The organism is Cupriavidus sp. WKF15 (assembly GCF_029278605.1).
Taxonomy (GTDB): domain Bacteria; phylum Pseudomonadota; class Gammaproteobacteria; order Burkholderiales; family Burkholderiaceae; genus Cupriavidus.
Map to the genome: position 1 here is coordinate 704,802 of NZ_CP119574.1, position 19,843 is coordinate 724,644.

At 60.4% G+C, this 19,843-nt stretch carries 19 protein-coding genes and 4 pseudogenes; 12 read left to right on the top strand and 11 right to left on the bottom strand.

Annotation, left to right across the window (positions count from 1 at the left end; all coding sequences use genetic code 11):
* Positions 1–551: 551 nt before the first annotated feature.
* Positions 552–809, top strand: a complete 258-nt coding sequence (locus tag CupriaWKF_RS33305) for a DUF1488 family protein (protein ID WP_115215649.1) — start codon at positions 552–554, stop codon at positions 807–809.
* Here CupriaWKF_RS33305 and CupriaWKF_RS33310 read toward each other — a convergent pair.
* The gene (locus CupriaWKF_RS33310) at positions 771–1,241 is read right to left on the bottom strand and encodes a hypothetical protein (protein ID WP_276103578.1); all 471 of its coding nucleotides are present in this window, start codon (positions 1,239–1,241) and stop codon (positions 771–773) included. The genes CupriaWKF_RS33305 and CupriaWKF_RS33310 overlap by 39 nt on opposite strands.
* Positions 1,242–1,273: 32 nt before the next feature.
* Between CupriaWKF_RS33310 and CupriaWKF_RS33315 the strand changes: the two genes are divergently transcribed.
* Positions 1,274–1,510 (top strand): hypothetical protein, encoded by a 237-nt coding sequence (locus CupriaWKF_RS33315; protein ID WP_276104103.1) that lies wholly within the window; start codon positions 1,274–1,276, stop codon positions 1,508–1,510.
* A gap of 405 nt (positions 1,511–1,915) precedes the next feature.
* On the opposite strand, the pseudogene CupriaWKF_RS33320 reads toward CupriaWKF_RS33315, so the two are convergent.
* Positions 1,916–3,397, bottom strand: a pseudogene (locus tag CupriaWKF_RS33320) (DNA cytosine methyltransferase); the annotation flags it as partial.
* 257 nt (positions 3,398–3,654) lie between these two features.
* Here CupriaWKF_RS33320 and CupriaWKF_RS33325 point away from each other — a divergent pair.
* Positions 3,655–4,515 carry a transglutaminase family protein gene (locus CupriaWKF_RS33325; RefSeq protein ID WP_276104104.1) on the top strand — a complete coding sequence of 287 codons (861 nt, stop codon included), beginning with the start codon at positions 3,655–3,657 and terminating at the stop codon, positions 4,513–4,515.
* A 186-nt stretch (positions 4,516–4,701) separates the two neighbouring features.
* Here the strand turns inward: CupriaWKF_RS33325 and CupriaWKF_RS33330 are convergent, their stop codons facing one another.
* The gene (locus tag CupriaWKF_RS33330; protein ID WP_276103579.1) at positions 4,702–6,294 is read right to left on the bottom strand and encodes a nitroreductase family protein; all 1,593 of its coding nucleotides are present in this window, start codon (positions 6,292–6,294) and stop codon (positions 4,702–4,704) included.
* A gap of 462 nt (positions 6,295–6,756) precedes the next feature.
* Between CupriaWKF_RS33330 and CupriaWKF_RS33335 the strand changes: the two are divergent.
* Positions 6,757–6,957: pseudogene (locus CupriaWKF_RS33335) on the top strand (hypothetical protein); the annotation flags it as partial.
* A gap of 126 nt (positions 6,958–7,083) precedes the next feature.
* On the opposite strand, the pseudogene CupriaWKF_RS33340 reads toward CupriaWKF_RS33335, so the two are convergent.
* Positions 7,084–7,434, bottom strand: a pseudogene (locus CupriaWKF_RS33340) (serine protease); the annotation flags it as partial.
* Positions 7,435–7,599: 165 nt separating this feature from the next.
* On the opposite strand from CupriaWKF_RS33340, the gene CupriaWKF_RS33345 reads away from it, so the two are divergent.
* Positions 7,600–7,818, top strand: a complete 219-nt coding sequence (locus CupriaWKF_RS33345; protein WP_140953156.1) for a hypothetical protein — start codon at positions 7,600–7,602, stop codon at positions 7,816–7,818.
* Here the strand turns inward: CupriaWKF_RS33345 and CupriaWKF_RS33350 are convergent, their stop codons facing one another.
* Complete coding sequence (locus CupriaWKF_RS33350) at positions 7,819–7,974, bottom strand: hypothetical protein (RefSeq protein ID WP_276103581.1); 156 nt, start codon at positions 7,972–7,974, stop codon at positions 7,819–7,821.
* A gap of 226 nt (positions 7,975–8,200) precedes the next feature.
* On the opposite strand from CupriaWKF_RS33350, the gene CupriaWKF_RS33355 reads away from it, so the two are divergent.
* Entirely contained in the window at positions 8,201–8,662 is a 462-nt protein-coding gene (locus tag CupriaWKF_RS33355; protein ID WP_276103582.1) for a PRC-barrel domain-containing protein, read from the top strand.
* A gap of 227 nt (positions 8,663–8,889) precedes the next feature.
* Here CupriaWKF_RS33355 and CupriaWKF_RS33360 read toward each other — a convergent pair.
* A pseudogene (locus tag CupriaWKF_RS33360) lies at positions 8,890–9,117 on the bottom strand (integrase); the annotation flags it as partial.
* Between the two features lie 65 nt (positions 9,118–9,182).
* Between CupriaWKF_RS33360 and CupriaWKF_RS33365 the strand changes: the two are divergent.
* The gene (locus CupriaWKF_RS33365; protein WP_276103583.1) at positions 9,183–9,332 is read left to right on the top strand and encodes a hypothetical protein; all 150 of its coding nucleotides are present in this window, start codon (positions 9,183–9,185) and stop codon (positions 9,330–9,332) included.
* A gap of 389 nt (positions 9,333–9,721) precedes the next feature.
* Here the strand turns inward: CupriaWKF_RS33365 and CupriaWKF_RS33370 are convergent, their stop codons facing one another.
* Positions 9,722–10,240, bottom strand: a complete 519-nt coding sequence (locus tag CupriaWKF_RS33370) for a hypothetical protein (protein ID WP_276103584.1) — start codon at positions 10,238–10,240, stop codon at positions 9,722–9,724.
* Between the two features lie 332 nt (positions 10,241–10,572).
* Positions 10,573–10,899, bottom strand: a complete 327-nt coding sequence (locus CupriaWKF_RS33375; protein ID WP_276103585.1) for a hypothetical protein — start codon at positions 10,897–10,899, stop codon at positions 10,573–10,575.
* A gap of 709 nt (positions 10,900–11,608) precedes the next feature.
* Between CupriaWKF_RS33375 and CupriaWKF_RS33380 the strand changes: the two genes are divergently transcribed.
* The 4 genes from CupriaWKF_RS33380 (at position 11,609) to CupriaWKF_RS33395 (ending at position 17,486) form a co-directional block, all read left to right on the top strand.
* The gene (locus CupriaWKF_RS33380) at positions 11,609–12,127 is read left to right on the top strand and encodes a hypothetical protein (protein WP_276103586.1); all 519 of its coding nucleotides are present in this window, start codon (positions 11,609–11,611) and stop codon (positions 12,125–12,127) included.
* A gap of 142 nt (positions 12,128–12,269) precedes the next feature.
* On the top strand, positions 12,270–12,506 hold the full coding sequence (locus tag CupriaWKF_RS33385; RefSeq protein WP_039015610.1) for a hypothetical protein: 237 nt from the start codon (positions 12,270–12,272) through the stop codon (positions 12,504–12,506).
* Between the two features lie 718 nt (positions 12,507–13,224).
* Positions 13,225–15,768 carry a magnesium-translocating P-type ATPase gene (gene mgtA / locus CupriaWKF_RS33390; protein WP_276103587.1) on the top strand — a complete coding sequence of 848 codons (2,544 nt, stop codon included), beginning with the start codon at positions 13,225–13,227 and terminating at the stop codon, positions 15,766–15,768.
* Positions 15,769–16,259: 491 nt separating this feature from the next.
* Positions 16,260–17,486: an IS110 family transposase gene (locus CupriaWKF_RS33395; RefSeq protein ID WP_276100749.1), complete on the top strand. Its 1,227-nt coding sequence runs from the start codon at positions 16,260–16,262 to the stop codon at positions 17,484–17,486.
* A 24-nt stretch (positions 17,487–17,510) separates the two neighbouring features.
* Here CupriaWKF_RS33395 and CupriaWKF_RS33400 read toward each other — a convergent pair whose 3' ends face one another.
* The 3 genes from CupriaWKF_RS33400 to CupriaWKF_RS33410 all read right to left on the bottom strand — a co-directional run bounded on the left by CupriaWKF_RS33400 (position 17,511) and on the right by CupriaWKF_RS33410 (position 18,727).
* Positions 17,511–17,771 (bottom strand): transcriptional regulator, encoded by a 261-nt coding sequence (locus tag CupriaWKF_RS33400; protein WP_276103588.1) that lies wholly within the window; start codon positions 17,769–17,771, stop codon positions 17,511–17,513.
* 123 nt (positions 17,772–17,894) lie between these two features.
* A complete protein-coding gene (locus tag CupriaWKF_RS33405) occupies positions 17,895–18,275 on the bottom strand; it encodes an Hsp20/alpha crystallin family protein (RefSeq protein WP_276104105.1) in 381 nt (126 codons plus the stop codon).
* A 17-nt stretch (positions 18,276–18,292) separates the two neighbouring features.
* A complete protein-coding gene (locus CupriaWKF_RS33410; protein ID WP_276104106.1) occupies positions 18,293–18,727 on the bottom strand; it encodes an Hsp20/alpha crystallin family protein in 435 nt (144 codons plus the stop codon).
* Between the two features lie 160 nt (positions 18,728–18,887).
* Between CupriaWKF_RS33410 and CupriaWKF_RS33415 the strand changes: the two genes are divergently transcribed.
* A complete protein-coding gene (locus CupriaWKF_RS33415) occupies positions 18,888–19,841 on the top strand; it encodes a DnaJ C-terminal domain-containing protein (RefSeq protein ID WP_276103589.1) in 954 nt (317 codons plus the stop codon).
* Positions 19,842–19,843: the final 2 nt, after the last annotated feature.

Here is a 19,843-nt window from a genome sequence, read left to right on the forward strand (position 1 = left end):
AAGCTACCAGGGCTACACCGTCCGCGGCTTTGCAAAGCAGCTTGGCGATGGATCCTTCGAGGCATCCGGTGCAGTTGAAAAGGATGGGCGCCAGCTGGAAGGCTCTCGGACCCCTTGGGGTACTACCCCTCGTTTGAGCGGGCTGCGGCAGCCGGGATTGTCTGGGCGAAGGCCTGGGTGGACGCGCACAGTTGAGCCTGGCAAGGTCCCGATCCGCTAGGCAGCGGGGGCAGGCATGAGCGAACGGATTCGCTGGATCACTGAGGAGTACCGCGGCATGTATGTCCACGCGATCGCCTTTGAGATCGCGGAGATTGGCCGAATGGAACCGCCCCCAGGGCAAAAGTGGGCTACATGATTGCCATCCGCTACACGGCTGACCGGGACGACGACATGATCTACGGGCCGGCAGGAGACCGCAGCGACTACTTCACCCGCACGGCGGCGGAGCAGGCCGCGCTCTATTACGGCAAGCGGGCGATCGACATCATTCAAGATCTGCCTAACACGCTCATGCTACGATTCCTCCATCAAGCCAGAGGAGTTGAAAAATGCCAAATTCCTTCTCGATACATTCGCCGAAGCCGTCCGACGACGGGGAGCGGGTGTACTTCACCATCGAGGCGGATGGAGCTAAAAGTAAAGGCTATATTTCGCGCTCGGCTCTTGATGAACTGGCCGGTGGCCATATTGGCGACCTCGGGGAGGTCTTCGACAAGCATCGAGATCGGATCAAGGAAGCGGCCCACCTTAAGTGGTTGGTGAATCCTTCACTCGATCCCATCGTGCTCAGTAGCGACGATTTTTGAGTGGCTCAATATAGCCTCATGAACTCCACCACATGGATCAAGCCTTCCGCAATCGTGTCCGCGTCGCTGCAGTCGTTCAGCCGCCCCACACGGACGTTGGTCCCCCAACACCAGGCGGCACGCACCGCGCGGTATGTGGATTGACGGCTTCCAGCGGATGGCTTCGACAGGCGGGATGTTTTGGTATCCAAGCGGTACGCACGTGGGGTAGACCGCTCGGAAGACGGTCGGGCCGGGGTCGAGAGCGGCTGGCTTTGCCCGCGTCTCGCGCGCCCAAAGTCGATCGCCGGCATAGGCGTAGCGGCAATATCCGTTCTCGCGAAGCGCAACATAGTCGGGCGTGAAGCCGTCGCGCCTCGTCTGCGTCTTCCAGCCGTCCAGGATGGCGCGCACCATGGCGTCGGTGAACAGGATGGGGTGTTCTTTGGTCATGCTAGGATCCTTGGCAGCATTGGGAGACAGCCATGGACCGCGTTACCGAATATCGAGGATTCGAGATTCATATTGACCTTGTGAGCACATCCGAGGACATGTTCGATGTTTGGTTCCAGATCGAGGGCCCGATGAGGCCTCCGGGAGTTGCTGCACTCGGCAAGCGAATCAAAGTCCACGGCGGCCCGTATTCTCGTCGCTGGGCATATCTTGTCGCCGAGGTAGCAGGCAGAGCCGCGGTGGATGTAGTTCTTGGCGTGGAGGAATAGGTTCACCCCGCAATCCCCATCCGCCTTGCTTCCTTCGCGTGCTACGCTCCTCTGGAGCGATAGGGGACAAACCATGGCGAACTTCGAGACCGATGCCGAAATACTCGAGTGGATTGCTAAACACAGCGAGGACGAATTCCGGCAACACGTAGAGCGCCACACGTTTGGCGACAGGCGTTTAGAGTACGCGCGTGCATATCTCGATAGGATCGACAGCCAGCGAGCGCAGAGGCGCGAGGAGCGAGCGCTTCTGGCGACGGAGCAGGCAGCGGGGGCGGCGCGGGACCAAGTCGAGACTGCGCGACAAGCGCTCCGCATTTCGAAATGGGCTCTCGGTATAGCTATCGTTTCCGCATTTGTGGCCGTGGCCGGTTTGGTCGGAAAATAGGCCTCCGCAGTCTGTGCCACCGACAGAGCCACCGCCACCGGCCGTACCCACACCGGCGTGGCTGACAGCATGAACGTCTCGCCTGACTCGGCCAGCAGCAGGGTGGTCCCCATCACCTCCGTGATCGCGCGCGCCGCGTCCGGCGGCACAGCGTTGCCGATGCGCTCGCGCCAGCCCTGATCGCTCAGGCCGTCCAGCTCAAGATATTCCTCGGGCTCAACGAGGGACTGCAGGCAGGCCAATTCCATCGTTGTGAAAGGGCGGTGCCAGGTGCCGTCCAGCGCGCGGACGATGGCGATCAGCTTGTCGTTCGCGGAAGGAATGCGCGCGTCCGCCACCGACCACCGGCCGTTGTCGTGGCCAGCCGCCGTCGACACCGCGCCGCTTGGCTGATCCCACGCACGCCACCACACCGTAATGCCCGCCGGTCAGGTAGTTGTCGCCGAGCTGCCCGCGCATGCCCGGTCGCGGGCCCGCCACGGCGTAAGCACCTTGGCCCGGGTCATTGCGCGCGATGATCGTGCCGGCAGGTTCGTCGAAACCTGTCACCTTGTACTTGCCAGCACCCTCGAAGCCGGATGATGCGCGCGGGTCCTGAACGCACTGGCCGGTGCCGTGCGCGCTGGTGATGGCCCCGGCCTGTGCCCACGGCACGATCCTGAACTCGTTGTTGTGCTTGGCTGGGCCAGCGTGGCGGGTATCGGCGACGCTGAACGTGCCCTGACCTGGCGAGGTGCCGGCCGTGATCGCACCCGATGCTTAGCCCCAACGGAGGCCCCCGTGCTGCCGATACTGCGCAGCATTTGCCGGTCTGCGCGGGTCCGCGATTGATAATGTGCCGTTGCTGGGCAGCGATTCTCCTGCCACAGCGCCAGCATGCTCGTGCCAGTCCAGCACACCCAGGGCGCTATTTCGACGCTCGGGCACGATTAGGTAGTCGCGCAGGTGTCCGTCTTCCACCGCCAGCCGATTTAGGCTGCGCCAATCGCTGCCGGCCTCGACAAACGCCAGCCGCACCCAGGTCTTCCACTGGAAGGGACGGCACGCGGTGCATCGGGCCGCCGACCAGGTCTCCCGGCAGGGGCATACGGCCAAGGGCCGTGCCAACGCCCTGCAGGCAGTGGGTATGCGGCTCGTAGCGGAAGGCCGGCACCTTGGCGATGTGCCGGGGCCACCAGCAGGAAGCGCTACCGGCTCTGCGCCAGGCCGCCGATCTCGCCGCAGTCGTGCGTCGCCTCGTTCACCGCGTAGCCGTAGTGGCGTAGGATCTGACCGATCTGACCCAGCAGGTGCCGGCCGCGCGTGGCCAGTCGCGGGACGTTCTCGAACATGATCAGCTCGACCGGGTCATCCTTCCAGGCCTCGCACATCAGCCAGACGAAGCGCAGCGTCAGCTCGTTCAGCGCCTGATACTTCGGCGTGCGGCTGAGCGACTCGGAAAGCAGGCCGGAAGCGCCTTTGCATGGCGAGGAGATGAGCACGCAGTGCGGGTGCTCATGGTTGGCCACGATAGAGCGATTTGCTCTTCTTCATCGCTCCATCTTATCTGAACGACCGGCCAATGTGACATCACCATTGCACCCCAGCCTGACGCCCCTACAAAATGGCCTGGCAGGCATTGCGCCGCGCACCCGCCGCCCGCAAACGCAAACCGGTCCTCCACCGCTGGCACTACACTGAAATGGCAATCCACAGCAGTCTTCGCTGTCCGGATCTCTTTGCTTTTCTTCGGATCGTCGTCAACGCAAGGCTTGAGATGAACCGTCTCCGATACTCGGTGAGTCTGTCCTACGAAGTCATGGATCCCATGGCGGACTTCCTTCTGAACATTGAAGCCGCCAGGACTTCCCGGCAGGTCGTCGTTGCCGAGCAATTGACGCTCCCTCCGTCAATTCAGACCACCCACTACACGGATGCGGTGCTGTGCAACCGCCTGCTTAGAATGCGCGCACCCAAGGGTCACCTTGCCATCCGCTATGAGGCAGTCGTCGATATCGATCATCGCCTGGACGACTGCGATCAGTTGTCAGAAGTGCCTGTCGCCGAACTACCGTTCGATGTCTGGCACTACCTGGCGCCTAGCCGATATTGTGAATCTGACCGCCTAATGGAATTTGCGATGCGTGAGTTCGGGGGCATGCAGCGCGGCTATGCCCGCGTCTACGCAATTCGGGAGTGGGTGCGCAATCACGTGCGCTTTCTCTCGCGCTCCACCAACGAGCGCACGTCGGCGGTCGATACCATCGTGGAACGCACCGGTGTCTGCCGCGACTTTGCTCACCTGATGATTGGGATCTGCCGCGCCCTGAGCATTCCGGCGCGCATGTCCAGCAGCCTGGACTATGGGGCAGATCCGACAATGGGGGCGCCGGATTTTCATGCGGTGGTAGAAGTGTACTTGTCCCACCGGTGGTACCTGCTCGATCCCTCTGGCGTATCGATCCCGACGGGGTTGCTTCGTATTGGCACCGGCCGGGATGCCGCTGACATACCTTTCGCGGCGATATTTGGCAAGGTGGAATCGAAGCGACCCTTTGTCGAAATCCAGGCTGTGACAGAGACAGCGGCCGGGATCGAAATGCCGATGTTTACTGCAAAGGCTATCTCCACCTGGTAGCCGGAGCTAGTTGGCCGCTGCTACCGGCCTCGTGGTCCGTTGCGCATCAACGCTTGTTTCCCTTCATGCTCTCGGTTTCCATGGCGGCCTTCCATTCCTCATAGGCCTCGATGGGCTCCATGGACTGATCGACGAACGCGGCGGCGCGCTCTGCGGGCGACCTGCTTCGTGTCGGGTGCGTTACTCCTAATCCGGTGCAGATACCGACAGGCGCTGATCGACCATAGCGCCGCCGACGGCAAAGTGATACAAGCTTTGCCAAGCGTGATCCTTGATTCCGAGCATGGCGTGCATTTCATCATCGAAAAAGCAGCCAATCCCCGTGGCCCGCTTTCCGGTCGCTTCGGCTTCAAGATAGAGCGCTTGGCCGAGCATGCCACATTCCCAGAAAAAATGGCGATAACGCCATGGTTGTTTCAGGGCGATTTCGAAGTTCGCGAGCATCCCCAGCGCAAAGGAATCGGCGGCAATATCTTGGTGACAGCAGATCAACTTTGCCACCTCGCGCAAATCGTATGGCAGCAGAAAATAGAGTGGCAGATGGTCCGGTCCAGTCTTTTGCCACAGCCATTCCGGCCGCATAGCCTGTTTGAGGCTCGGCAGCGCCCCAGGGGTCCTCACTAGCACATACAAGCCCGGCTCGAGGCCGTCCACGCGGTGCACCAATAGCGCCGGATGCACAGCGACAGGAGACACCAGCGCATTCCACGGCGGCGTGTCGCGACGTACCAACAGGCACGCTAGCATGGTAAACAATGCCGCAGTGGTGATGCGCGTCGTACCGTCGAAACTCGTAGCGCTGCGGCGCTGCCGAGCGATCTGGGCAAAGCTCAGATCGAGGGCGGGCGTCGCAGACCACGGAGACCACAGGTGCGGCTCAGGACTTGGAAAGGTCGATTCGCAAGTACGAGACTTGTGCGTGGCGCGATGGATCGAATCGATATCCGGCCACCTCTCATGTCCCGCGCTTAGCCGATTCGCGTATCCGTGCCAGTGTGCCTTATCCAAAGCAACCCACAGGCGCTCTAGTTCAGGTTGTGCTTCAGGATTGCCGATCCAAAGCAGGACATCCGGCACCTCTGGTTCGGCTGCTCCGAAATCCTCGCTGCGGTCCAATCCAAGCAATGTGGCTAACGCATCGTCCGCAACCGCCTCCACCAGCCGCGTCTGCCAGCCGAGAGCCGCCGCCGCGTAACTTACTGCGGCGATAGCATGCCCGCAGTCATGCTGGCAGTAGCGCCAGGCGCGCATTCCGTATTTCCACGCCTCGCGCCAGTGGATCGAGCTGAGGCCGACCAGGATACCGCCGTTCGAAAACGCCTCGGTCCATCGCGGATCATCGACTCCAGCGCGATGTTCAAGCACGTGGTCGCGGCTCAGGTAATGGTAGACCCCGCCAGACAAGCCCGGCAGCGCTGGACACAGGAGATAGCCCTCGGTCGGATGCAGATTCCCACTCGAAGGGTTGCAGCGCAGTGCCCACCGCTGAGCGCCATAAGATTTCCACGCTGACAGGCCGAGCGAGAGTTCGAAAAGGATTGCCAGGGTACGAAGACTGAATCTCTGCGCGGGCGGAAGAGTGCCGGAGCGCAGCTCGTTGTAGCGTGCGGCCAGGGTGTCCGCAGCGAGCGGCAGAGCAATCCGCGGTGTGCCGTGAAACACCCGGAACGGGTCTGGCTGGGTTGCCCAGTCGAGTCCTCGGGGGCCAGGGGCATAGCTGTTGACACGGTGCTTGCTGCGTTCGTGATATTCAAGCAGCGCCTGCGATAATCGGCCCATGTTCCTTCAGCCCAAGAATGCGCGCCGCACCCCGCTACCATGCCAGATGGCGCGACGTTGCCGCGCGCGGTCGTCATCAAGTTGGACAGGGCGCGTTGAGGCCGGCTGCTCTAACCGTCGCCGCTCCTGCCTGGCGCCCAGCTCTGGCCCAGTCTCCACAAAGTCCGAAAGAACTCCCCCGGGGGCAAATCGCTTGAGGTGGTTTTCGGTGTTCTAGGCTGCAGACGTAAGATTGCGCAGCTTTCCAGCCTGAGCCACAAATTGCCTGACCCGGTCATCTGCGCTGACGGTCTTACCTCAAGGCTGGGCGAGCGGTGACGATGGTCTTCCCGCGGCCGGCCGATTGGGTCGATATCGCATCAGTGTCTACACGCTTCCTGATTAAAAAGGGGGCGTCGCGTTATGCTTCTCGTGGGGTGTTGAGAGATAGCATACATCGCGTTACCGAGTATCGTGGGTTCTATCGAGTCAGCCGTCAACCAGGTGGTCAGCAAGCGGTTCGTCAAGCGGCAGCAGATGGCTTGGCAGCCTCGGCACGCACACAACCTGCTGCAGGTCCTGACGACCGTGCTCAATGACAAGCTCCGGTCGTACGTTGAACGCTGGTATCCATCGCCGGAGAAGCAGACCACCGCCTTGCCGCTTGGTCAGCCCCCGATTTGACGCAGTCCCTAAATGAACCGTACGACTTTCCTGGATTCCCCGCTTGGGGTGCTCCCTACGCAGGCAAGTGCCGTTGGGGCAATTCCTTGGAACGCTGGGTCCTTCAAGCCTGATCGCCTTTCTGGATCATTTCTCTGTCAGGGTCAGCAAGATGTCGGCATACCAGGCGGAGTTGAAGCCGAGGGCTTCATCCAGTTCGAAGTCTCGCGAGCCAACGTCCAGCCGCGCCGAATGAATGCCGAGCAGCATCCACGGCAGCGTGCGCATGAATGAATCGGTTCTGGACGTCCGCATGACCACCGGTGCTCCACTCGTGCCGCGATGCGTCCTGGCATCGGTCAGGAAGTAGCCTTTCCCCTGAAAGCGCATCCCGAACGAAGATGAGATGACCGCCTGCCGTACCACGGGCAAATGATGAAGCGTGTCATGAAAGTCCAGCGGGAAGCCGACAATCAGTAACGAGGTGCCCGCTTCGATCCGGTCGCGCGGCCGAATTGTGGCCGGGCGGAGGGGGGCGCCAGCCAATTTGATCCGAAAAGCGCCAACTATAAATTTGTGCGATGCAAAAAAGGCGGTCCGGACACCTATACTGGAACTGAAGAGTAGAGGGGGAACAATAACCACCTAATAGGAGGTGGAACCATGTTTAAGAAACTCGTACTGTTCGCTGCTTTGGGTACCGCACTTGGCGGCGCGGGGCCTTATGCCGGAACGATGGGGCCGCGTGACCCCTATACCGATGGAGGGAAAGCTACAAAGTTTGACGTCTACACCGATGGCGCGGCGGTCACGGACAAGCGCGATGTGTTTTCCGATGGGGCACGAATCACCAACCGCGACGGGTACAACGACGGTGCATAACTAGATGGCTGTCCGGGAACGCTTTTGAAGGCTGTGTTCCCGGAACAGAAGTTGAAACAAATGACGTAAGTGGATCGCCCGCACGCTCGCCCCCAATGCGCGCTGGCTTTGCGCCAGCACGGCACGCCCGCAGAGCCGCGCGACCTGCTCGTCCACGCAATATTCGTTCGGCGTTGAGATCGTTCAAAGGTGGCCGCTGAAATGCGGCGCAGGCGGTCGCAATATGTAGTCCTCCTTGTCCGCTATCGTACCGACCGCGGACCGGAGTGGTGTCAGCCTTTGTTTGTTGACACTCTCCCACGGCGTAGAGTCGACGACGAATCATCGGACGATCCAGGATGATTTTACGCGTCGGAGTATCGCCAATCTCAGGAGTGGGATCATGAACCCCTACAATCTCGACGTCGATAGCGAAAGCCCGCGCGCGGCGATTCTCGGCACCATTGATCCGCAAAAGTCGGGGCCAGGTCCATTCGTGATGGCTGCGGATACGTTGGAAGACAACCTTGTCATCGGCCCCGGTGGCGATACGCTTGGTACGGTCAATCACATCATGCTCGACGTGGTCAGTGGGCGTGTCGCGTATGCCGTGCTGTCCTGCGGTGGATTCCTCGGGCTTGGCGAAAAGCTGTTCGCAATTCCATGGTCTGCGCTGACGCTCGATACGGAACAAAAGTGTTTCGTGCTGGGCGTTGATAAGGCGGGGCTTGAAGCAGCGACAGGCTTTGATAAGGAGAACTGGCCCCGTACTGCAGATCCTCAATGGGGTACCAATATTCACGACTACCGCGGCAAGTCCCCGTACTGGAAGAACTACCGGTACGAACGTGGGGCGCATCCCTGACTCCCGGTCGGATCACCACATTTTCCCAGGCGCCGGTGGCGGATGACCAGGCGCAGCCCAAATTTCGCAAGTTGAATCATGCGCACGGTGCTGTACTTCTGGCTTCATGATGCTGTGATCGCAAGAAGTATTCAGGCTGAACTCATTACGCCCCCAGCGTCCCCAGTTCGGATAGTCAGGCCACGTTTTGGCATGATCTCGCGTGGGAAGGAGTTCCTTTATCGTCATCCGAACTCTTGCGGATGCAGCGCCAGCGCCCCGCGTGACAAGGCCTTCTCGTCGTTCTGAGGCCGATGACCGGCAGCACCAGCGGACGGGTCTCCCCGGGCTGCGGCGTCGGCGGCAGCCCGTGCGCGCCGCGGTAGCGCGCCAGCTCGGCGATCAGCTCGTCGGTCGCGGGCACCAAGCCCGGTCTTGTTGCCCTTGCCGGTCACCTCCAGCCACCAGCGCTCGAGGCAGAATTAGTGGGCGCCACGACATGGAGGGGCCGGAGAATCTGATCCCCAACGTGGGCGACTTCGTGTCCCTACACCTACCCGATGAACACAACCAATTCTCCGGCAAGGTGAAGTCCCGGCTCTTCCGCTACATCCAGCCGGTCGAGGGCCAGGAGATCTTTTGCCATGTCAATATCGTCGTCGCGGAAAGCGTGACGACTGGGGACAGCTGATCAAGGCGTAGCGCCTAGCGCTTTTTGCCGGAGACGAGCGACGCACTGCTTGCGTCCTACGGCATCGAGCGCAAGCTCCAGATCGAAACCCAGGTGTCGTGGAGCATCTGTGCGTTCGTGGAAGCGGGGCTTGCCGTGGCGCTGATCGATTCAATTACCGCACTGGACTATCACGGCACCGGCGTTTGCTTCCGGATGTTCGAGCGCCCGTTGACGACGGAGTTCTCCGTCCTGTTCTCGGCGCAGCGGGCGCATTCGATCCTGCTCAAATCCTTTGTTGCCCATACGCGCGAATTTGCTGTCTTGGGGTCAGCTCGGACCGGCCCACTTTGTTTTAGCGGCGTACCGTATATTTCCGAGGCCGTACATCGGCAGATTCGTTCTGGCAATCATACCCACCTGAAGTTCGGCATCACGTCGCTGTGCTCGTCAATACTGACGCAGCCCAGTTCGTTGACCATCCGCTTCGTGGATTCCTTGGATTTCGAATCGCAACTGGCAATCATCAGCAACTGGCCCGGTGCCATTTGCGCTTTCTGCCGCCCCAACTCGAGGCGACCGACTTTGACGCCGACCAATCCGCCGATCCACCAGCCAATCATCGCGCCTAGCGCGATAGCACCAACATACGCAATGGCAGTGGCGCCCGTACCGGCAGAGACTCCGTATTTGAAAATTACCAGCGCCGCGACAATCGCGCCGACAAAAATTCCGGTGATCGCCGCTTCTTCGCGATACGTGGTCTGACCGACGTCAACCCTCGGCAATCCGTCAACTGGCTGATTGTCGCGCTGGACAAACCACGGTCCCGCGACTAGTGCAGATGTACCGGCCAGCTCGTCTAATCGAGCTTGCGCCAGCCTCGCCGTGATGGCGTCCTTCAGCCTGAAATACAGCAGCGTACGCATGGTGTTACCTCACTCAATTTCAACTTCCACTTCCGGCGAACCGGCGGATGTTTGCGGAATGATTACGGCCCAGGCCCGAGGTTTCAGAGCAGAGCCCCTTGACCGTGGGGCAGGACGGCGACCGCAGGTTGGGCCAGCCTTCGTTGACAGCGCGATCCCAGTCAATCAGTAGCATGGCTGCCTGATGCCATTGGGTTGCCACCAAGCGGATGAATCCAAATCTCCGGATGCTTCCCTTCGGCAACTGGCCGACCTGTCGGTCGCGCAGTAGGCGCGTGGCGGGAATGGCCCGGTAGGTGGTTTTCGCAGAATTGTTTGGCACGATATTTCCTTTACTGCTTGCAGGGCTGGCTGTGTGGCGGCCGATGTGACCAAGCGCCACCGCTGTGGGCTCCGATCTTCCATTGCGAACGGGTAATCATTTCCATCCGTCCCGAATTGCCGAGGATCTTTACGGCATCATCGTCACGATGAGATCGCGGCCCGGCCGGCCCGAAACGCGGAAGAGCAGCAAAGAAGGCGGCAATCAACCTGGCGATCGGTATTGCGGCAAAGGATCCCAATCGCCGGACATCGATTGCATCGATTCTGGCGAACGACCGAATTCCTTGGTTACTGGGGGAGCGAGCGAGCAGCGGTCGCCGCGTGGCATCTTGCATGAAATTTCCAGGAATCCCCGAGAGTGACTTCAGGAGTCACCAGTCCTAAGACGTTGTCGAGGGGGAAGGCCCGGAAACGAGTGGTAGGCGAACCAGAAGCACGTAGCTTCAGGGACGCCGCGACTATTAGTATAGATGTCCGTTGCATCTCAGCCCAATGCCCTTACAAAACGGCCTGGCAGGCGTTGCGCCGCGCACCCGTGGCGCACGCAAACGCGGACCGGTCGTCCACCGCTGGCACTACACTGGAATGGCAATCCACAGCAATCTTCGCTGTCCGGATCTCTTTCCTTTTCTTCAGATCGTCGTCAACGCAAGGCTTGAGATGAACTGACTCCAATTCTCGGTGAGCCTGTCCTGCGAGGTCATGGATCCCATGACGGACTTCCGCTGAAGATTTAAGCGGGCCAGGACTTTTCGGCAGTTCGCCGCTTCCGAGCGATTGACGAGGCGCTTGTCCTTCGCACCGATCGGTGAATCGATTAACACCACTGGCGAGGGGGGATACCGTGTCGGTCGCCCCGTTGTGAAAGTGGCTCGCAAGGCCATGCTTGCCATGCAAGCGCTACGACACCGTGCGCAAAGATTTGGCTTTGCATGCTTGACACCCACTTGACGCTCCCCGTCAGTTTTGCCAGTTGTCGACTGGGATCGCGCCGTCAATGAAGGCCCGAGGGGAGTAACGGCCAGGCCGGAGTGAGGTAACTCTATGCGTACTCTTCTATATTTCACGTTGAATGATGTGGCCACCGCAAAATTGGCACAGGCGCGGCTCGGCGAGCTGTTCAACAGGTCTGAACTCGTCGGAGGACCGTGGTTCGTCCAGGGCGACAATCAGCCCGTTGAAGGGCTGCCGAGGACGGAACTTAGCCAGACCACGTATCGTGAAGAGACAGCGATCGGTGGCTTTGTTGTGGGTGTTATCGCGGCAGTGCCAGTGATACTCGCGTACGGGGTTCCCGCCGACCCGGCTGCGAGCGTTGTCGCCTTCGTGGGTGGCCTCATGTTTGGCGGCATGATTGGCTGGTGGATTGGCGGGCTGGTTGGCGCCAGGATCCGGCGCTTCGGTCTGGCGAGTAAAAAGCTAAGACTCACACCTGGAGAAATGCTGATGGTCGTCAGCTGCGATTCGAAGTCCAAGGACCTCATGAAGCGTACTATTCAGGAACTGGGTGGGGTCAACGTCGACGAGCACAACGACTTGCTTCCGAACTTCAGATGGCTATGAGCGCCGGTGAGGTGGGTCTTACGCCGCTCCGAGCCGGAGTCCACTGTAGCGAGTTCGCAAGTGACGTGTGTTTTTGCTCTGCCGAAATCCGGGGAACATAGTTCTGGGGGTGATACGAATGGTGAGTGATCTCGGCTCGACTATGGATTGGCTTACTGAATACCGAGGATTCGAAATCCGTGTTGCCCTTGTCAACACGTCCGAAGATATGTTCGACGCCTGGTTTCAGATTGAAGGTCCGATGAGGCCGCCTGGGGTCGCTGCGATTGGCAAGCGAGTGAAAGTCCACGGAGGACCGTTTAGCCGACGCTGGGCGCATCTCATCGCGGAGCTTGCAGGTAGGGCAGCGGTGGATGTGATTCTGGGTGTGGATGAGTGATTTTTCGCACCAACCCGCCTTTGCCGGTGAGGTATCGGAATGGTTGTACGCCATGGAGACAAAGATGCGTCGGGATGTCATCGTTGGAGACCATCGCGTTTCGATCTTGGCAGAGCCCAAACACGATCCACGGAGACCGGCGAATGTCGCCGGGTATTCAGTTCGGTACAAGATAACTCGCACGGACGGGCGGCCAGTTAGAGAAGGCTTCGTGTCAGTGCAATCGTATGAACTTAATGTAGGCACTGATCTCTTCTCCACCGCCGAGGCCGCACTCGACTATGGCGAGGCGAAGGCTCGAGAGGACGTCTCGACGTTCTAGGCCATTAGACAACCGCTCAGAGAAAAGGTGGGGATTAATGACTCCGCAGCAGCGGCCCGTCGGCAGCCATGCTTTCTACGCCTAATCAACATATTGTCTGATTGACCTCCAGGCAGGAATCATCGTCGATGTCGAGGACGCCGACCAATCGAACGAACGAGGTGAACTCGACCGAGACGATGATGGATCGGGTGGAGCAGCGCTTTGCATTCAAGCCTTCTCACCTGGTGGGCGACACTGCTGCTTTCTGAGCGAATGGCCTGTCCTGCCCCGCGCATGTCCTTGACGCTTCGCAGTGACAGGGCACGACCAGGTCCTGGGTGCGGAGCAACTTCATTGACACGGACACGCCCGTTAGGCTGGTACCGCAATGCAAGTTTGCCGGAGGAATCCATCATGCCTACACCCGCCGTCAAAACGGATTCCGCATTCTGGCAGCTCCCTGTCTCGGCGCTCTTGGAACAGGTGGCCACAAGCCCTGACGGACTGAGCAGCGCTGTGGCGGCTTCGCGCCTGGCACAGTTCGGCCCAAACCTGATCCATGGGGAGCGAAAAAGAGCGCTGATCCTTCAATTTCTGACCAAGTTCCGCAATCCCTTGGTCATCATTCTCCTCACTGCCAGCGCCCTTTCCGCTTTCACTGGCGACACCGTCAGCTTCTTCATTATCGGTACCATCGTCATCATCAGCGTGTCCCTCGATTTCGTTCAGGAATACCGGGCTGGTCAGGCGGCGGATCGACTGCGCCAGTCGGTGGCAATACGGGGGCAGGTGCTGCGGGACGGCAAGCCCCTTGAGATACCGCTTGCGGAGTTGGTGCCCGGCGATGTCGCGCTCCTTACCGCCGGCGACCTGATCCCCTGCGACGGCAGAGTGCTGGAGGCAAAGGACTTCTTCGTCAACCAGGCGCTCCTTACCGGCGAACCATATCCGGTGGAAAAGACCCCCGGTGAATTGCCGGAAGAGACAGAGATCCTCTCGGCCAGCAATACCGTGCTGCTGGGGACGTCGGTGATCAGCGGCACGGCCAGAGTGCTGATGTGCCGTACCGGGCAAAATACGGCGCTTGGTGAAATTGCCGACACTCTGCTGGTCACGGCCCCGCCTACCGCCTTCGAGGAGGGGACCCACCGCTTCGGGAACCTCATCATGCGCATGACGATCCTGCTCGTCCTGTTCGTCCTTCTTGTCAACGCCTTCTTTCACCGCCCATGGCTCGAATCGTTCCTGTTTGCCGTGGCCCTGGCCGTCGGGCTGACGCCTGAACTCCTCCCCATGGTGGTCTCCGTGACGCTGTCGCGAGGCGCACTGCGCATGGCAGCCCGCAAGGTCATCGTTAAGAGGCTCGCCTCGATCCACAATCTGGGCAGCATGGACGTATTCTGTACCGACAAGACCGGCACGCTGACCGAGGCCCGGATCCACCTGGAGCGCCACCTTGACCCCCTTGGCCGGGAAAGTCAGCGGGTGCTGGAACTGGCCTACTTCAACAGCTTTTTTGAAACAGGGCTAAGAAGCCCCCTGGATGACGCCATCCTGGAACACACAGAAATCGACGTGAGCGGCTGGCGCAAGATCGATGAAGTGCCGTTCGACTTCGAGCGCCGCCGGGTGTCGGTGCTCCTCGACAACGGGACGACCCGACTGCTCGTGGTCAAGGGAGCGCCCGAAGACATCCTGCGTCTGTCAGTCAGCTACGGGTTGAATGGAGAGGCCGATCTGCCCCTGCATGAAGCGGCGCGCAAAGGGATCGACGCGCAATTTGAAGGTCTCAGCAAGGAAGGCTTCCGGGTGCTGGGAATCGCCTCACGGCAGGTGGGGATGGACCATCCCCATGCCGTGGTCGGCGATGAAACGGAACTGGTCTTTGCTGGCTTCGCGGCCTTCCTCGATCCCCCCAAGGAGAGCGCCAAGGCGGCCCTGGCAGAGCTCGCCGCCGATGGGATCGCGGTCAAGATCATCACCGGCGATAATGAACTGGTCACACAGCATGTTTTCTCCCAACTTGGGCTCCCGGTAGTGGGTGTGCTTACCGGTGCGCAGATCCAGCAAATGGATGACCCGGCACTCGCAGCGCGGGTGGAGCAAGTGAACCTCTTCTGCCGTGTGGCGCCTACCCAGAAAAACCGGGTCATCCTGGCGCTAAAACAGCGCGGTCATGTGGTCGGGTATCTCGGCGACGGGATCAATGATGCACCGTCGCTCCATTCCGCCGATGTGGGAATTTCAGTGGACAGTGCCGTGGACGTGGCGAAAGCGGCGGCAGACATGATCCTGCTGGAACGAGACCTGGTAGTCCTCCATGCCGGCGTCCAGGAAGGACGGCGCACCTTCGGCAATATCATGAAATACATCATGATGGGAACCAGTTCCAATTTCGGCAACATGTTCAGCATGGCCGGCGCCTCGCTGGTTCTGCCTTTCCTCCCGATGCTGCCGGTGCAGATCCTGCTCAACAATCTCCTCTATGACGTATCCGAACTGCCCATTCCACTGGACCGGGTAGATGATGACTACTTGAGCCACCCTCGCCACTGGGACATGAACTTCATCCGCAATTTCATGTTGATAATCGGCCCGGTCAGCTCGATCTTCGACTTCCTTACCTTCTACATTATGCTGACGGTCTTTCATGCCGGCGAGAGGCTCTTCCATACCGGCTGGTTCATTGAGTCCATGGCCACGCAGGTGCTGGTCATCTTCATCATCCGCACCCGAAGGAATCCCTTCAGGAGCTACCCGAATCCGTGGCTCATCGCCTGTTCACTGTCGGTGGTGGCGGTGGCCGTGCTGCTGCCGTTCACCTCTGCAGGCGTGCATCTCGGTTTCGTCGCGCCGCCGGCATTCTTCTTCCTCATCCTCGCTGCCATGTTGCTCTTCTATCTGTTGGCGGTGGAAGGCATGAAACAATGGTTCTTCCGCCGCTTTGCAACAGCGTGATGCAGAAGGGTGGATTCTTATCCCAGCTACGCCATCCTCCACCGCAACATCTGAACGGCATTATCGGTCGCACCCGTTTGAACCCCACCACAGGGATCTCGGCCAAAGGAAAACTGGAGGCGGTGTGGCACGAGAAGGTGTTCTGCCGGGTACATGCGAATCTGGATATGCCTGCTTCCAGGTGAGCATCCAATCGGGCAGGTAGTCCTATTTCACCCGCCGTCTCAATAGTTGTTCATCGGGCGCGCCCGACCCCGAAGGATGAAGCGGGCTTGCGGCCCATGCGTTGCGATGGGATGGGCATAAGATGGCGTCTGGTAACGGCAACGAGGTCGGCTTTCGCGTGGTGCCCCGAGCCCGTTCAATAGTTGGACCCGCAGCCCTGCGAGCACCCCGAATTGCGACCACGGGTGGTAACACCCCGGAACGCGCCTAGTAGATTTCGACGACGAGGGCTGCTGCCGATGCCGTTGACTCTGGCAGGAGGCTCCATGCAAGTACTCTATCCCCGTTGTGCCGGACTCGACGTCCACAAGGACACCATTGTGGCCTGTGTGCGCTGTGTCTCGGCGCCCGCACATCACGAAGTGCGCAGCTTTGACAGCACCACCGCCGGCCTGCTGGCGCTGGCCGACTGGCTGGCGCTGCACGGCTGCACCCACGTGGCCATGGAAGCCACCGGGGTGTACTGGAAGCCGGTGTGGCACATCCTCGAGGGCAACTTCGAGTTGGTGCTGGCCAATGCCCAGCACATCCGCAACGTGCCCGGCCGCAAGACCGACGTCAATGACGCGATGTGGATTGCCGATCTGCTCGCCCACGGCTTGATCCGATCGAGCTTCGTGCCGCCGGCCGCCATCCAGGAGTTGCGCGATCTCACGCGCACCCGCAAGCAACTCGTGCGCGAGATCTCCCAGCACAGCCTGCGTATCCAGAAAGTGCTCGAAGACGCCAACCTCAAGCTGGGCAGCGTGCTCTCGGACGTGCTGGGACACAGTGGCCGGGCCATGCTCAAGGCGATTGTCAACGGCGAGGCCGATCCCGAGCGGCTTGCCGCGCTGGCCCAAGGCAACGCCCGAAAAAAGCACGCCGAACTGTGCGAGGCGCTGCGCGGACGCATTACCGAACACCATCGCACGATGCTCAAGCTGCATCTGGATATCATCGGTGCCCTGGAGCACACGCTCGCCGAGCTCGACGCCGTCGTGGGAAAAGCGCTGGCGCCGATCCGACAACGCGCCCGCCTGCTGACCACGATCCCCGGGGTTAGCGACTTGACCGCTCAGGTCCTGTTGGCGGAGATCGGCGTCGACATGACGCGCTTTCCCGATGCTGGCCATCTGGTGTCTTGGGCGGGCCTGTGTCCGCGCAATGACGAGAGCGCCGGCAAACGCCGCAGCACGCGCGTGCGCAAGAGCGGTACCTGGCTCAAGACCGCCCTGGTCACCGCCGCTTGGGCCGCGGTGCGCGTCAAGACCAGCTATCTCCGTGCCCAGTTCCTGCGCATCAAAGCCCGGCGCGGCGCCAAGAAGGCCATCCTCGCGGTGGCTGCTTCCATGCTCACCGCCGCTTACCACATGCTCCGGGATGGTGTGGAGTACGCCGACCTTGGCCCCGATTACTTTGACCGCCATCATGCCGAGAAAACCATTCGACGCCTGCTCAAACGTCTCGCCGACCTTGGGTGCCACGTCGATCCCATCGCTCATGCTGTCTAACGCTTCTTAGTAGCATGCAGGATCTCATTCGGACTTATCGAAGATGCCGGCCTCGAGATCTTTCCTGAAATGCTGAACCCAATCGGTTTCATAGCCGATGGGGTATTCCCTTGTAACTTGTGTTGATCGTCTGGTTACCGTGACGTAGCCCTGCAAACCGAAGTTCTCGTCGCCTTTTGGGTCGGTCGTATCCGTTTCCAGGAGTTCGAAATCATCTGCTGCCAGACCATTACGCTGCAAGGTCGCAAGAAAGTCCTGTTGTTCATCCAGCTCGATCAGTCGCATCGTCGATCCCCTCACTGTTCAAAGGGGCGAACACCGGAACGCTCTTTCAACGATTCCATTTCCATGTCAGCCCTCCTACGCGTGGGCAGCCATGGGTGATGCCCACGACTCGCTCGGCTTACATCACGTCACCTTGACCTCAATGCGGCTTGGTTGCGCGTATTCGGCTTTCGGGATGCGCAGCTTGAGCACGCCGTGGTTGAACTCGGCGACGACCTTTTCGGCGTCTAATTCCTTGGATAGCGTAAACACGCGCCGGTAACGGGGCAGGGAAACCTCCGCGTGACTGGCTTCCATGCCTTCCGGCAGATCCAGGACGACTTCGCCCTTGATGGTCAGCATATCGCCTTGCACCTGCACGACCAGCTTGTCCTTGGGCACACCCGGCAAATCGGCGTACAGGGTGATGCCTGCGGCGTCCTCATACACATTCACTGGCGGCATCAGGGCCGCTTCAGTGCTGCCAGTGTCGGCTTGCTTGGTGACAGCAGTAGTTTCGCTCATGGCCAGATCCTCCTCGCTCACTGGATGCTGATTTGGCGCGGCTGCGCGGCTTCGAGGCGCTGGATGCTGATGTGCAGCACGCCGTCGCGGTACTTGGCCTCCACCGCATTGGGATTCACGTCGTTTGGCAGGCTCACCACACGGCGGAAGCGGCCAGCGAAGCGTTCATCGATATGCACGGAGGTTTGCTCGTCCTTGTCGGGGAGATCGGACTTGCGCTCGCCGACAATGGTCAGCACGCTCTTCACTAGCTGCACGTCCATGCTGGCCGGATCGACGCCAGGGGCAAAAGCGTAGATTTCCACCGAGTGGGGGGTGCCGCCTACATTCATGGCCGGAAAACTGACCCGACCGCGAATGCTGGGAGACAGCCCGAATGGCTGCTGCCACTCGCGCTGTAGGCGTTCCAGTTCTGAGAATACGTCATGGGGAAACAACGATCGATACAACATGTTTGCCTCCATTCGCTTCCGCGCGGGCGCCATATTCTGACGCCCCCGGTTGCAATGGTAAGGCTTCACCTGGGGATTTCAAGTTCTTGATTTGACTGATATTCGACATCATTCTTCCGAGGACAAGGGCAGCCCTCGAGACCGGAAAAGGGGAACACGCATGGAGTTCCAGGACTACTACAAGACGCTGGGGGTGGCACGCGATGCCACGGCGGAGGACATCAAGAAGGCGTTCCGCAAGCTCGCGCGCAAGTTCCATCCGGACGTTTCCAAGGAGTCGGATGCAGAACTGCGCATGAGGCAGCTCAACGAGGCCTACGCCGTGCTCTCCGACCCGGAAAAGCGCGCCGCGTACGATCAACTGGAGCGAGGCTATCATCCTGGCCAGGAGTTCCGTCCGCCGCCGGACTGGAACACCGGCTTCGAGTTCTCTAGTCGGGGCTTCTCGCCCCAGGAAGAGGCCGATTTCAGCGACTTCTTCGCGGAGCTGTTTGGCCGTGTCGGGGGCAGACACCGCGGCGTCCATGCACATGGTGGCAGCTTCCAGTCACGCGGTGTGGATCACCACGCCAAGGTCCTGCTGGACCTGGAAGACGCCTTTACCGGCGCCACCCGTCAACTTTCGCTGCGGGTGCCAAGCATGGACGCCCACGGCCTGGTGCAGCTCAGGAGCCGGACCCTCAGCGTGAAAATTCCCAAAGGCGTGCGCGAAGGTCAGCTCATCCGTCTGGCCGGGCAGGGTGCGCCGGGGATCGGCGGTGCGCCGGCGGGGGATCTTTTTCTGGAGGTGCATTTCAAACCGCACGACCGACTGAAAGTGAAGGGGCGAAATCTACACCTCACCATGCCGGTGGCACCGTGGGAGGTGGCGCTGGGGGCCGTGGTGCCCATCGATTTACCTGGGGGCGAACTGAAGGTGCGCATTCCCCCTGGCGCCCAGAGCGGCAGCGAGCTACGGGTGCGCGGCAAGGGCATCCCCGCTAATCCACCAGGCGATTTGCTGCTGGACATCCAGGTGGTGTTGCCGCCGGCAAACACCCCAAAGGCGCGAGAGCTTTATGAAACCATGGCGCGGGAATTGGCCTTTAACCCGCGCCCGGATAGGAGAGCCTGACC